Source organism: Glutamicibacter sp. BSL13 (genome assembly GCF_052928425.1).
Map to the genome: position 1 here is coordinate 1 of NZ_JAVGCZ010000085.1, position 12,340 is coordinate 12,340.

The following is a 12,340-nucleotide window of genomic DNA, read 5'->3' on the forward strand; positions in this document are numbered from 1 at the left end:
CCCGGGCCCGGCTCAGCCATCCGGCGGCGTTGGACGGGGCGGGCACCGGGGTGGGGGACAGCGAGCTGTCCGACTCCCAGTCCAGGTCCCAGCCGGCGGCTGCCAGCGCGGTGATCTTATCCACCTGCTCGCTCATCACGGTGTTGGCGTTGCGTTCATCGAAGCGTCCGGCCAGTTCGCGGGCCGCCGCCCAGGCCAGCGGGGCCAGCACGTCGGCCGGCAGCACGGTGGCGTGCCGACCCAGGAATTCGTCCAGCTCCGCAAGGTTGCTGCCGCTGATCGGCAGCCCGCCCAGCTGCTGCTCCCCCAGCTTCTGGCAGGTCAGCCCGAGCGCGCACAGGAAGAGCAGGTGTTCACGCTGGGCCATCGGGTCCCGGGCCAGCAGCGGCAGGTGGCGTTCGACCAGCTGCACCGCCCGGGTGAGATTCCCGGTTGCGGCCAGGTAGATGATGTGGCTGGCGGCCAGCCCCAGATTTTGCGGTTCGCGCCGCGCCGCCTGGTAGCTGCGGATGTGCAGGGCCTTGGTCTGCGCCCCGCGCCCGGCCCGCAGCAGCGCCAGCAGGCAGGCGCCGATCGCGTGCTCCGGTTCCTGCCCGCAGCTCTCTCCCCCGGCCAACAGCTCGTCCAGTTCGGCCAGGGCCAGCACCTGGGATCCGGTGGCCAGGTGGTAGCTGATGATGCTGGAGCGCAGGCAGGCCTCGCAGTGCGAGTACGCGTCCGGGGTGGTTTCCTCCAGCGCGGCCAGTTCCCCGGCGGCCTGCTCCAGCCAGCCGTTGGCCAGCGCCATCTCAAATCCGGCGGTGTGCACCGCGCTCAGCCCGGCCCCGGCCTGGCGGTAGTGCCCGGCCATTTCCACCAGCAGCTGGCGCAGTTCGGCGGCCGGGATCTGCGGGTCGGAGCTGAGCAGCGCCGGCATCCACTTGTACTGCCACAACAGGTCCGCCCCGTCCCCGGGATCGGCCGGGAAGCGCTGCGGGCTGGACGCGAAGCGGTCCAGGCACCAGCGAAAGTTGCCCAGCAGCCCGGTGCTGTCCCCGGCCATGGCGCACGCGTCGGCCAGCAGCAGCCGCACCCGGTATTCCAGGTCCTCCTGCCCGCTCTGCTCGGCCATGGCCAGCGCCTCCTCAAGCAGTTCGCTGCGCTGCTCACCGTAGGGCAGGGATACGCACAGCGTGAGCAGTTCCTCGATCCGTTCCTCGGACATCTTCCCGCTCCCTTCGGTGCCCTCATCGGCCGGTGGACCGGCCCTCAGCATGGTTGTGCCGCCCGTGTTGCGCTCGTGGCCCTCCCTTGGCCCGTGGTGGCGCCGCAGGGTCTGCACTGCCCGCGGGCCTCGAGCGCCACGGTACCACTGTGTGATGCCGGGCACTACAGCGTCCGGGTATCGCGGACATAGATTGCAACATAGGATCGAGGCATGGCGCGTATTTCTGTGATTGGCGAATCCCTGGTCGACGTGGTGGGACGCAGGGCCTACCCGGGCGGCTCCCCGCTGAACGTGGCCGTGGGCCTGGCCCGGCTGGGCCACCAGGTCAGCTTCCACACCGAGTTCGGGCTCGATGAGCACGGGGCCCTGATCGCCGGGCACCTGCGCGCGGCCGGGGTCACGCTGGCCGACGGCACCCAGCGCCTGGTCGCCACGAACCAGGCCCAGGTCAAGCTCGACGCTCAGGGCCGGGCCAGCTACCGCTTCAACATCAACTGGAACCTGCCCGATGACGTGGTGCCCCCGCGCACCGACCTGCTGCACGCCGGGTCGATCGCCGCCTGGCTGGAGCCCGGGGCCAGCAAGGTGCGCGAGGCGTTCGCCCAGTCCCCGGCGCACCAGCTGCGCAGCTACGACCCGAACATCCGCCCGGAGCTGGCGCACGACGCCGCGGCCGTGCGCGAGGCGGTCGGGTTCATGATGGGCCGCAGCCACGTGGTCAAGCTCAGCGAATCCGATGCCTCCTGGCTCTACCCGCAGCTGGGGCCGGCCGCCGTGCTGGAGCGGGTGCTGGAGCTGGGTCCGCGCCTGGTGGTGCTCACCCGCGGGGCCCTGGGCTGCCAGGCGCGCACCGCCACCGACAGCTTCGCCCTGCCGGCCCCGGCCACCGAGGTGGTGGACACGGTGGGCGCCGGGGCGGCGTTCATGTCCGGGCTGCTCGATGCGATCCTCACCTCGGACCTGCCCACCACCCTGACCGGTGGACCCGAGGGTCCCGCGGCCCAGCCGGTGCGTACCGCGCTGCAGGCCGGGCTGGCCAGTGCCGCGCTGACCGTCGCCCGCTCCGGGGCGAATCCGCCCACCGGCGAGCAGCTGCACCGCGCGCTGCAGCGGGGAAACTAGCGGTGCGTGCACCGGCTGCCCCGGCCCGCCGTGCCGCAGGCACGATGCCCGGGGGTGGGCGTGGCCAGTAAGGTTCCGGCGGCGGATAATACGCTGCGGGTGCTCAAGCTGCTGGCCAGCCGCAAGTCCCCCACCCCGGCCGCGATGATCTGCACGCTGCTGCAGCTGCCGCGCTCCACCGTCTACCAGCTGCTGGGGGTGCTGATCGAGCAGGGGTTCGCCACCCACTACCCGGAGGAACAGGCCTATGGCCTGGGGCTGTCCGCCTTTGAGCTCTCCAGCGCCTACACCCGCCAGGAGCCGCTGGCGCGCCTGGGCGCCCCGCTGGTGGCGCAGCTGGTGGACAAGGTGGGCCAAAGCGCGCACCTGGCGGTGCTGCACGGGGCCGATGTGCTGTACATCGTGGAGGAACGCGCCAAGGGCCGGCCCTCGCTGGTCACCGATGTGGGGGTGCGCCTGCCCTCGCACCTGACCGCCTCGGGCCGGGCGATCCTGGCCCAGCTGCCCAAGTCCCAGGTGCGTGCGCTCTATCCGCGCCCGGCCAGCTTCATCAGCCGCAGCCCCGACAGCACCACCATCACCGACTACGCCTCGCTGCGCCGTGAACTGCAGTTCACCGCCGAGCGCGGGTACGCGGTGGAGCAGGGGGACGTGACCGAGGAGTTCCACTCCCTGGCGGTGGCGATCCTGGACAGCAGCGGCTGGCCGGCCGCCGCCCTGGCGGTCACGTTCCTGGGCGCGCGGGTGGACCAGGCCCAGCGCGCCGGGATCCTGGAGGACCTGAAGCACACGGCGGACCAGTTCACCGCCCGGCTGCACGGGCGGCGGTCCACCACCCGGCGGTAGAGTCCGGGATCCCGGACAACAGCGGCCGGTGAGCGGTGTCACTGCCGGCGCGGATGGCCAATGATGGAGGCAACAGCACATCCGCCGCGCAAAGGAGCCTAGATGTCCACCACGTCCCACTCACCGCACACCATCCGCGCCCCGCGCGGCACCACCCTGAGCGCCAAGTCCTGGGCCACCGAGGCGCCGCTGCGCATGCTGATGAACAACCTGGACCCGGAGGTCGCCGAACGCCCCGAGGATCTGGTGGTCTACGGCGGCACCGGCAAGGCCGCACGCAACTGGGCCGCCTACGAGGCGATCATCCAAACCCTCAAGGACCTGGAGGAGGATGAGACGCTGCTGGTGCAGTCCGGCAAGCCGGTGGGCGTGCTGCGCACCAACCGGTGGGCGCCGCGGGTGCTGATCGCCAACTCCAACCTCGTCGGGGACTGGGCGAACTGGGAGCACTTCCGCAAGCTGGAGGCCGAGGGGCTGATGATGTACGGCCAGATGACCGCCGGGTCCTGGATCTACATCGGCACCCAGGGCATCCTGCAGGGCACCTTTGAGACCTTCGCCGCCATCGGACGCAAGCGCTTTGACGGCACCCTGGCTGGCACGCTGACCCTGACCGGAGGGTGCGGCGGGATGGGCGGGGCCCAGCCGCTGGCGGTGACCCTGAACGGCGGGGCGGTGCTGATCGTGGACGTGGACGAAGCCCGGCTGCGCCGCCGCGCCGCCAAGCGCTACCTCGATGAGGTGGAACTGGACCTGGACATCGCGGTGGCCAAGGTGATGGCCGCCAAACATGAACGCCGGGCGCTGTCGGTGGGTTATGTGGGCAACGCCGCCGAGGTGTTCGGGCAGCTGCTCGAACGCCAGCAGCGTGGTGAGCTGCAGGTGGACATCGTCACCGACCAGACCAGCGCGCACGACCCGCTCAGCTACCTGCCGGTGGAGCACACCCTGGAGGCCTGGCACGCCGAGGCACAGGCCGACCCGGTCGGGTTCACCAAGAAGGCCCAGGCCTCCATGGCCCGCCACGTCGCGGCGATGGTCGGCTTCCAGGACGCCGGGGCCGAGGTGTTCGACTACGGCAACTGCATCCGCGACGAGGCCCGCAAGGGCGGCTATGAGCGGGCCTTCGCGTTCCCCGGCTTCGTGCCGGCCTACATCCGCCCGCTGTTCTGCGAGGGGCTGGGCCCGTTCCGCTGGGTGGCGCTGTCCGGGGACCCGAAGGACATCGAGGTCACCGACCGGGCGCTGAAGGAGCTGTTCCCCGAGAACGGGCACCTGCACCGCTGGCTGGACGCGGCCGCCGAGCACGTTGAATTCGAGGGCCTGCCCGCGCGCATCTGCTGGCTGGGCTACGGCGAGCGCCACCGGGCGGGGCTGCTGTTCAACCAGCTGGTGGCCGAGGGCAAGGTCTCCGCGCCGATCGTGATCGGGCGCGACCACCTGGATTCGGGTTCGGTGGCCTCCCCCTACCGGGAGACCGAGGCGATGGCCGACGGTTCGGACGCGGTGGCGGACTGGCCGCTGCTGAACGCGCTGAGCGCCGCCAGTTCCGGGGCCACCTGGGTCTCGATCCACCACGGCGGCGGGGTGGGGATGGGCCGCTCCATCCACGCCGGGCAGGTTTCGGTGGCCGATGGCACCGAGCTGGCCGCCGCGAAGCTGACGGCGCTGCTGACCAACGACCCGGCCATGGGCGTGATCCGCCACGTGGATGCCGGGTACGACCGGGCCCGGCAGGTCGCCGCCGAACGCGGGGTGCGCATCCCCATGCCCTAACCGCCCAGCCCAGCCAACCCCCGGTCCACCGGCCCGCCAGTTGGCGGTTGACTCGCGGGCTTGCTGAATCCTCCATGGGAGCGCTGGAGTGCCGGGCACCTGATGTTGCACACTGGTGCCACATTGCAGGACGCGAACATGAGGTGATCAGGTGCTCCCAGGGGGCGTGCAGACCGTGGTTTTGAACCCCGCCGCACCGGCGGATCCGTTGGACTGGGAGCCGGCCGGGCAACTGCTCACCGCGGCCGAACACTGCCAGGGCCACCCCGAACCGCTGCTGCGGGTGCTCAGTGCGCACCCCGGCATCCCGCCGGTGCCCGGCACCGGAAACACGGCCGGGCTGTGGCAATGGCTGGCCACCATCGCCGCCATTGACCTGGCCGCCGCCCGCACCATCGAACCCCACCTGGACGCGGCCGCCATCCTGCGCCAGGCCGGGCACGAGTGGGCTGCGGGCAGCACCTGGGGCGTCTACGCGGCCGAGGCACCCCACCAGCTGCTCACCGCCGAACAGGATGGCGAGGACACCTGGCACCTGAACGGCACCAAGCCCTGGTGCTCCCTGGCCGGGAACCTGAGCCGGGCCATCGTCAGCGCCCACACCACGCAGGGCCGGCGGATCTTTGCCGTGCAGCTAAGCGATGCGGGCGTCGAGGTGCAGCAGGGCACCTGGCACAGCCGCGGGCTGGCCCACATCCCCAGCGGCAGCGTGCACTTCACCGCCGTACCGGCCCAGCCCATCGGCGCCGTCGGGTGGTACCTGGACCGTCCGGGCTTCGCCGTCGGCGCGGTCGGGGTGGCCGCCTGCTGGTTTGGCGGGGCGGTGGGCCTGTACCGGACACTGTTCGCCTCCGCCCAGCGCCGCGAACCGGACCAGCTGGCCCTGTCCTGGCTCGGCGAGGGGCACCGGCTGCTGCATGGTGCCGGGCTGGCGCTCGCCAACGCGGCCGGGCGCGCCGATGCACAACGGCTGGACTGGGCGGACGCCCTGACCGTGCGCGGCCACGTCGCCGCCGTCTGCCAGCGGCTGCTGGCCATGGTCCCCGAAGCCACCGGCCCCGGCCCCCTGGCCGGGGATGACGCGCACGCCCGCCGGGTCGCGGACCTGGGCATCTACCTGCGCCAGCACCATGGAGCCCGGGATGACGCCGCCCTGGGCGGCCAAGTGCTGCAGGCCGGTGGGCCATGGTGAGCTTCGACCACCGCGACGCCGGAACTCCCGCCAGCTCCTGGCGGGCGGCCGGCCGGCAACGGCTGGGGGAACTGGACGAGCAGGCCCTGCCCGGCGCCGGCGGCACCCTGGTGGTGCTGGCCGCGCACCCGGATGATGAGACCCTGGGCGCCGGCGGGTTGATCCAGCAGTGCCTGGCCCGCGGCGCCGCAGTGCACGTGCTGGTGTGCAGCGCCGGAGAAGCCTCCCACCCTGACTCCCCAACCCACCGCCCCGAACAGCTGGCCGCCATCCGCCGCCGGGAAATCGGCGACGCCCTGCGCCAGCTGGATGCCACGGCCACCACGCACGGCACGTTGACCTGGGACGTGTTGGGGCTGCCCGATGGCCAGCTGGCCGGACACGCCAAGGCCATCACCGACGCCCTGGAGCTGGCACTGGCCGGCCCCGCCACGGTGCTGGCCTCCACCTACCGCGGCGACGGGCACATCGACCATGAGACCCTGGGCCGCCTGGCCGCCGAGGCCGCCAGCCGCCACGGGCTGGCGCTGCTGGAGTTCCCGCTCTGGTACTGGCACTGGGCCGAACCAGACCAGGACTCCCGGTGGCGCCACTGGCGCCGCCTACAGCTGAGCGAAGCGCAGCAGCAGGCCAAGGCCGCGGCCATGGCCGCCCACCGCTCCCAGGTGGCCCCGCTGTCCGACCAGCCCGGGGACGAGGTGCTGCTCAGCGCCGCGTTCAGCGCCCACTTCGGCAACGGGACCGAGGTCCTGCGCTACACCCCCGCCAACACGCACTCGGGCAGCGACGCCCCACAGGTCTTCGAACAGCTCTACCAGCAGCGCGAAGACCCATGGGACTACCGCACCAGCGACTATGAACGGCGCAAGCGCCAGGTGCTGCTGGCCAGCCTGGCCCGGGACGGCTACCGCCAGGCCCTGGAAGTCGGGTGCTCCATCGGGGAGCTGTCCGCAGCGCTCGCCGAACGCAGTCAATGGTTCCTGGGCTTGGATGCCAGCGCCACCGCGGTCACCACGGCCCGTGACCGGCTGGCCCACCTGCCCCACGCCCAGGTGCGTGAGGCGACCGTACCGCAGCAGTGGCCGACGGAGCAGGACGGCTGGGACCTGGTGGTCATCAGCGAGACCGGCTACTTCCTGGCCGCCGATGAACTGGCCGAACTGCTCTCCCACTGTGACCGGCAGATGGCGCCCGACGGGGAACTGGTGCTCTGCCATTGGCTGCACCCGATCCGGGGCTGGACGCTGGACGGGGAAACGGTGCACGCCATGGCCCGGGAACTGCCAGGCTGGCATCCGGTGGTCGAACACCGCGAACCGGACTTCCTGCTGGAGATCTACCGGCGTAAGGGTGGAACCGATGAATGAGCCGCTGCGGGCACTGGCCATCGTGATCCCGGTGCACAACGAAGAAGAACACCTGCCCGCCTGCCTGGCCCACCTGGCGGCCGCCATGGACCGCTTCGCCCAGTGCGCGCCGCAGGTGGAACTGCATGCGGTGCTCGTGCTGGACCGCTGCACTGACCTCTCCGGTCAGCTGGTGCACGACTGGGCGCGCGCCGATGCCCGCTTCCATGCGCTGCCTGGGAACTTTGGCAGCGTCGGGGCCGGCCGCGCGGCCGGGGTCCAACGAGCCCTGGAACTAAGCGGCGCCTCCCCGGTGGCCACCTGGGTGGCGTGCAGCGACGCCGACAGCCGGGTGCCGGTCAACTGGCTGACGGTGCTGCTGGCCGCGGCCCAGGGCGCGGACGCGGTGCTGGGCACTGTGCAACCCGATGAGAAGGAATTGGAACCCCACCGCTACCGGCAGTGGCGGCAGCACTACCTACCCGAACCCGGTCACGGGCACGTGCACGGGGCAAACCTGGCATTCAATGCCGCCCACTACCTGCGCGCCGGCGGATTTGAACCGGTCACCGCGCATGAGGATGTGGGCCTGGTGCGCCGGCTGCGGGCAGCCGGTGCCCGGCTGCACGCCACCGCCCAGATCCCGGTGGTCACTTCCGGCCGGCTGACCGGTCGCCTGCAGGGCGGGTTCGCGGACTATCTGGCGGGCCTGGAATCACGCGCGCTGCTGGGGCGCTAAGGCCCCACGGCCGGCTCTGGTGCGGGTGACAACTTGCGCAGACGGCGAGCGGCACGCCCCACGAGGGGACGTGCCGCGAAAAACTGGCCCCTGGCCAGAGCCGGAAAACCTGTCCGGGTTATGGCTTGCGGTTTTCGGCGCTGATGAACCAGGCCTGCTGTTCCAGTTGCGAGATGTACTCATGCAGGATGTCAGCCGAGGTCGGGTCGGCCTCATCCACTGCGTCATGCACCCGGCGCATGACTCCCACCGTGGTCTGCACGGCGTCGACCATCAGGTCCACGGCCTTGGTGGTCAGAATCTCGCCGTTCGTGGGCTGCTCCAACTCGGTGTACTTCGATACGGTGCCCACCAGCCCGTCCGGGGTGGCGTGCAATGCCCGCATACGTTCGGCGATCTCGTCTGAACCCTTGCGGGCGATGTCCACGACCTCGTCCAGGTTCAGGTGCAGGTCGCGGAAGTTCGGGCCCACAATGTTCCAGTGCGCCTGCTTGCCCACAAGCTGCAGGTCGATCAGGTTCACCAGGACGGACTGCAGGGCGTCACGCAGCTCCTCGGTGGCGACGAAACCGTTCTCGGCGTTTTCCCGCTTGGTCTTCCCTGCTGGTGTCTTCTTTACGGAATCAGACAAGGTTTGCTCCCCCTTCAGGTGGTCACTTCAACTTGCTTTCCAACAACCCTTGGCGGTTACGGCCAAGGGCCCTAATTTGAACTCTAACCCTCCGCGCCCGGGATGTGTACCTCGGTCCCGTTCTTTCACCTGCTTCCAAGGTTTTACCCGGTTGTTCACCTCCTCCACCGTTCCGCAAGCCGCGCGTTCCTGCGGAAGCAGGCAGGGAAAGGCCTGCTGGGAACGCCTTTGGCCAATACTGGCAATCCCCATGGAATGCACTTTTGGATGCGGGTTGGCTGCGGGGCGGGCAGTATCGTGGCTAGTCCAATCGATTCCGGCACCAGGGGGGCGGCAGCCCGCCGCCGCTGGATCGCCGCAGAACGAAGGAGGGACACAATGTTCGGACACCGACATCCCACCGAGCCACCGGTCACCCCGCATGACCCGACCGGGCCCATGGAACCGCCCAGCGACCCCACGGCCCCACCGGAACCGCACACCGACCCGACCGGGCCGACCCAGCCGCCGCTGGATCCCACTGCCCCGCCACCGCCACCGGAACCGGAAACCCAGCCGGAACGCTAGAACCGGGCCAACGCCGGATCTGCCCGCCGGGCGGACACCGGACCGGCGCGGATGCTGAATCAACCACACGGAATCAGGAGGACGGCTCATGCAGAACACCTCGAACAACCAAGACAAGGCCAACGAGCAGGACGCCAAGCTGAAGGACCACGTCTCGGACCCCAAGCTCTCCGATGACATCGGTCAGGACTGGACCGATGAGGGCGGCGCCACCCACCAGGGCGCGGCGACCGCAACCCCGGCGCACGCCGACGAATCGTAGGCCCCGAAAAACCCACGGCTACCGTCTCCACCTGCCTACGAGTGTGACCGGCAGATGGTCGGCGCGGCTGGCACCAGGACACTGGTGCCAGCCGCTTTTTCGTCTGCGGCCCGCTATCTGCGTGAAGATCGCCTGTCGCAAAACTGCGACAACCCTGAAACAGCGGTGCGACCTGCCCAGGACCGAAACTCCATAGGCTCAAGGGTAGAAAGATTGATTTTGGCGGGATCCCCGCCTTGACGATAAGGACTCGTTCACCGTGGAAAAGAAGACAATGCATAGCGCGGGGCTCTCGCTGGCGGTCCTCCTGCTCGCCTCCGCCGGGTTGAGCGGTTGTGTGAGCGTGCAACCGGAAAACGGCACCGAAACCTCCAGCGGACCGATCACCAGCCCCTCGGCCCCGGAGCAGGACACCCAGTCCCCCACCGCGCAGCCGAGCCCCAGCTCCTCCGCCCCGGCGGCCACCTCTTCCAGCCCCGCCGCGACGGGCGCCCAGGAGGCGAGCTTCTCGGAAATCTTCAAGAGCATCAATTCCAACGCCGCCAGGAAGCTGGAGTGCCTGGATGAGGATCATGGCCAGAACGACGCCGATGACCTGTACATCAAGGACAAGAACACGGTCATCAACATCACCGGCGACTGTGACGACGTGGTGGTCAGCGGGGACAACCTGGTGATTGCCGCCACCGAGATTGATGACCTGATGGTGCGCGGGAACAACAACGTCATCGCGGTGCTGGACCTGGACAACGTGGAGGTCAGCGGTTCGGGCAACCACGTGGGCTGGGATCCGGCCTATGAGGATGACCCGGATGTGGAGAACCACGGGTCCAAGAACGTGTTGCGCCACGACGCGGTGGGCAGCGCCGAACTGGATCTCTAGGCCGCAAGCTCAATAGGCTGGGATCCTGTCCACCACCCGCCCACCGGTAAGGATACTTCGCCCATGAGCGCTAGCGACGGCGCCTCGGTCCTGCTCGTCGATGACGAGCAGGACATTTTGGCCACCCTGGGCGGCTACCTGCGCCGCAGCGGACTGGAGGTGCACACCGCCGGCAACGGCGCCGAGGCACTGCAGCTGCTGGAGAGCCAACTGGTGTCGGTCATCGTCTCGGATGTGATGATGCCCTACCTGGATGGCAGGGCGCTGCTGCGCACCCTGCGTGAACGCGAGGACTGGACCCCGGTGATCCTCTTGACAGTGGTCGGGGAGGCCGACGAACGTTCGGCGGCGCTGGACGAGGGAGCCGATGACTACCTGAACAAGCCCTTCGCCCCGCAGGAGCTGCTCTCCAGGATCCGGGCGGTGCTGCGCCGCCTGCAGTCCGCCACCCAGTCGCTGGGCAGCGCCCAGGTGCTGGTGGCCGAACACGCCGGGGGCACCCTAAAACTGGACCGCTCGGCACGGCGGCTATGGAATTCGGGGGTCGAGGTCACCTTGACGCCCAAGGCGCTGACGCTGCTGGAATACCTGTTGACCCGGCCCGACGAGGTGCACAGCCGTGAACGGCTGCTCGAAACCCTGTGGGGCTTTGAATTCGCTGTCTCCACCCGTGCGGTGGACCACCGGATCGCCGAGATCCGCCGCTCCTTTGGTGATGATGCTGCGGCCCCCACCCTGATTGAAACGGTGCCCGGCCACGGGTACCGCCTGGCCGCGCAGGTGCGCCGTGGCTAGGGTACGGACCACCATCGACACCGGCCGCCGTGCCGCCGACGGGGCCCAGCTCGCACTGTTGTTCGCGTTGTTTAGCATCCCGGTGCTCGCCCTGGCGGCCGCGATCCTGCTGTTCTTCTTGGCCGGCGGATTGGACCTGTCCATCCTCATGCCGCTGTGGCTGGTGCCGCTGGTCCTGGGGGCCGCGGCCTTCACCGGCTGCGCCCTGGTGCTGCGCCAGCGCCGCAGCACCGAGCGGCAAATCCAGGACCTGCGGGCCAAGATCACCTCCGAGGGCGACCAGGCCCGGCGGCGGCTGCTGCGGCGGCTGGATCACGAGCTGAAAAATCCGCTGACCGTGTTGCAGGCGGTGATCAGCGGCAGTGAGGACCAGCTGCCCGATGCGGCCAGTTGGGGCAGCGTTGCCACCCAAACCCGGCGGCTTTCCCGGCTGGTTGGGGACCTGCGCGGGCTGGCGGAGCTGGAGGTCGCCCAACTTGAACGCGTTCAGTGGACGTGGAACAGCTGTTGCGTGACGTGCTGGATGACACGGACGAAGGACCCCAGGGCCGGGACGCCGAACAACGCCGGATCTCCCTGCACCTGCCCAAGGCTCCGTGGCCGCTGCCGGCGATTCAGCGACCCGGACCTGCTGCGCCTGAGCCTGCACAACCTGTTGAGCAACGCCATCAAGTACTCATCGGCCGGGGACAGCATCGAGATCACCGCCTAGGAACTGGACGGCTCGCTCATCATTGACATTGCCGACACCGGTGGCGGGATCCCGGAGGAGGAACAGGACCTGGTGCTGGAGGAGCTGGCCCGCGCCTCCAACGCCCGGGACATGCCCGGCTCCGGGATCGGTCTGGCGCTGGTGCGGGTCATCGTGGCCCACCACGGCGGCACACTGATCCTGCGCTCGCGTGACGGGCACGGCACATCGGTCTCCATGCGCCTGCCGCTGCACCCGCCGGCCGCGGCCTAGCAGTTCTCGG

13 protein-coding genes and 1 pseudogene are annotated in these 12,340 nt (G+C 69.8%); 12 read left to right on the plus strand and 2 right to left on the minus strand.

What is annotated here, in order from left to right:
- Positions 1 to 1,204, minus strand: a pseudogene (locus RCJ92_RS12525) (hypothetical protein); the annotation flags it as partial.
- 213 nt (positions 1,205 to 1,417) lie between these two features.
- Here RCJ92_RS12525 and RCJ92_RS12530 point away from each other — a divergent pair.
- The 6 genes from RCJ92_RS12530 to RCJ92_RS12555 all read left to right on the plus strand — a co-directional run bounded on the left by RCJ92_RS12530 (position 1,418) and on the right by RCJ92_RS12555 (position 8,228).
- On the plus strand, positions 1,418 to 2,329 hold the full coding sequence (locus RCJ92_RS12530) for a carbohydrate kinase family protein (RefSeq protein WP_446754729.1): 912 nt from the start codon (positions 1,418 to 1,420) through the stop codon (positions 2,327 to 2,329).
- A 60-nt stretch (positions 2,330 to 2,389) separates the two neighbouring features.
- Positions 2,390 to 3,175 carry an IclR family transcriptional regulator gene (locus tag RCJ92_RS12535; RefSeq protein WP_446754730.1) on the plus strand — a complete coding sequence of 262 codons (786 nt, stop codon included), beginning with the start codon at positions 2,390 to 2,392 and terminating at the stop codon, positions 3,173 to 3,175.
- 102 nt (positions 3,176 to 3,277) lie between these two features.
- Positions 3,278 to 4,951 (plus strand): urocanate hydratase, encoded by a 1,674-nt coding sequence (locus tag RCJ92_RS12540; RefSeq protein ID WP_446754731.1) that lies wholly within the window; start codon positions 3,278 to 3,280, stop codon positions 4,949 to 4,951.
- 175 nt (positions 4,952 to 5,126) lie between these two features.
- Positions 5,127 to 6,143 carry an acyl-CoA dehydrogenase family protein gene (locus RCJ92_RS12545; protein WP_446754732.1) on the plus strand — a complete coding sequence of 339 codons (1,017 nt, stop codon included), beginning with the start codon at positions 5,127 to 5,129 and terminating at the stop codon, positions 6,141 to 6,143.
- Entirely contained in the window at positions 6,137 to 7,510 is a 1,374-nt protein-coding gene (locus tag RCJ92_RS12550) for a PIG-L family deacetylase (RefSeq protein WP_446754733.1), read from the plus strand. Before RCJ92_RS12545 ends, RCJ92_RS12550 begins: the two co-directional genes overlap by 7 nt.
- Positions 7,503 to 8,228, plus strand: a complete 726-nt coding sequence (locus RCJ92_RS12555; RefSeq protein WP_446754734.1) for a glycosyltransferase — start codon at positions 7,503 to 7,505, stop codon at positions 8,226 to 8,228. The genes RCJ92_RS12550 and RCJ92_RS12555 overlap by 8 nt, the downstream gene beginning before the upstream one ends.
- A gap of 118 nt (positions 8,229 to 8,346) precedes the next feature.
- Here RCJ92_RS12555 and RCJ92_RS12560 read toward each other — a convergent pair whose 3' ends face one another.
- Positions 8,347 to 8,859 carry a Dps family protein gene (locus RCJ92_RS12560; protein WP_343833912.1) on the minus strand — a complete coding sequence of 171 codons (513 nt, stop codon included), beginning with the start codon at positions 8,857 to 8,859 and terminating at the stop codon, positions 8,347 to 8,349.
- A 378-nt stretch (positions 8,860 to 9,237) separates the two neighbouring features.
- On the opposite strand from RCJ92_RS12560, the gene RCJ92_RS12565 reads away from it, so the two are divergent.
- The 6 genes from RCJ92_RS12565 to RCJ92_RS12590 all read left to right on the plus strand — a co-directional run bounded on the left by RCJ92_RS12565 (position 9,238) and on the right by RCJ92_RS12590 (position 12,330).
- Complete coding sequence (locus RCJ92_RS12565; RefSeq protein ID WP_054821403.1) at positions 9,238 to 9,426, plus strand: hypothetical protein; 189 nt, start codon at positions 9,238 to 9,240, stop codon at positions 9,424 to 9,426.
- A gap of 88 nt (positions 9,427 to 9,514) precedes the next feature.
- A complete protein-coding gene (locus RCJ92_RS12570; RefSeq protein ID WP_346921278.1) occupies positions 9,515 to 9,688 on the plus strand; it encodes a hypothetical protein in 174 nt (57 codons plus the stop codon).
- 259 nt (positions 9,689 to 9,947) lie between these two features.
- Complete coding sequence (locus RCJ92_RS12575) at positions 9,948 to 10,571, plus strand: DUF3060 domain-containing protein (RefSeq protein ID WP_446754735.1); 624 nt, start codon at positions 9,948 to 9,950, stop codon at positions 10,569 to 10,571.
- Between the two features lie 63 nt (positions 10,572 to 10,634).
- Positions 10,635 to 11,366 (plus strand): response regulator transcription factor, encoded by a 732-nt coding sequence (locus RCJ92_RS12580; protein WP_446754736.1) that lies wholly within the window; start codon positions 10,635 to 10,637, stop codon positions 11,364 to 11,366.
- Entirely contained in the window at positions 11,359 to 12,078 is a 720-nt protein-coding gene (locus RCJ92_RS12585; protein ID WP_446754737.1) for a histidine kinase dimerization/phospho-acceptor domain-containing protein, read from the plus strand. Before RCJ92_RS12580 ends, RCJ92_RS12585 begins: the two co-directional genes overlap by 8 nt.
- A 21-nt stretch (positions 12,079 to 12,099) precedes the next feature.
- Positions 12,100 to 12,330 carry a sensor histidine kinase gene (locus tag RCJ92_RS12590; protein ID WP_446754738.1) on the plus strand — a complete coding sequence of 77 codons (231 nt, stop codon included), beginning with the start codon at positions 12,100 to 12,102 and terminating at the stop codon, positions 12,328 to 12,330.
- The last annotated feature ends 10 nt before the right edge of the window (positions 12,331 to 12,340 follow it).

Excerpts from the sequence above, each read along its gene's own strand:
- RCJ92_RS12570 (WP_346921278.1), top strand. The coding sequence starts at position 9,515 with ATGCAGAACACCTCGAACAACCAAGACAAGGCCAACGAGCAGGACGCC.
- RCJ92_RS12530 (WP_446754729.1), top strand. The coding sequence starts at position 1,418 with ATGGCGCGTATTTCTGTGATTGGCGAATCCCTGGTCGACGTGGTGGGA.
- RCJ92_RS12565 (WP_054821403.1), top strand. The coding sequence starts at position 9,238 with ATGTTCGGACACCGACATCCCACCGAGCCACCGGTCACCCCGCATGAC.
- RCJ92_RS12550 (WP_446754733.1), top strand. The coding sequence starts at position 6,137 with ATGGTGAGCTTCGACCACCGCGACGCCGGAACTCCCGCCAGCTCCTGG.
- RCJ92_RS12540 (WP_446754731.1), top strand. The coding sequence starts at position 3,278 with ATGTCCACCACGTCCCACTCACCGCACACCATCCGCGCCCCGCGCGGC.
- RCJ92_RS12580 (WP_446754736.1), top strand. The coding sequence starts at position 10,635 with ATGAGCGCTAGCGACGGCGCCTCGGTCCTGCTCGTCGATGACGAGCAG.
- RCJ92_RS12555 (WP_446754734.1), top strand. The coding sequence starts at position 7,503 with ATGAATGAGCCGCTGCGGGCACTGGCCATCGTGATCCCGGTGCACAAC.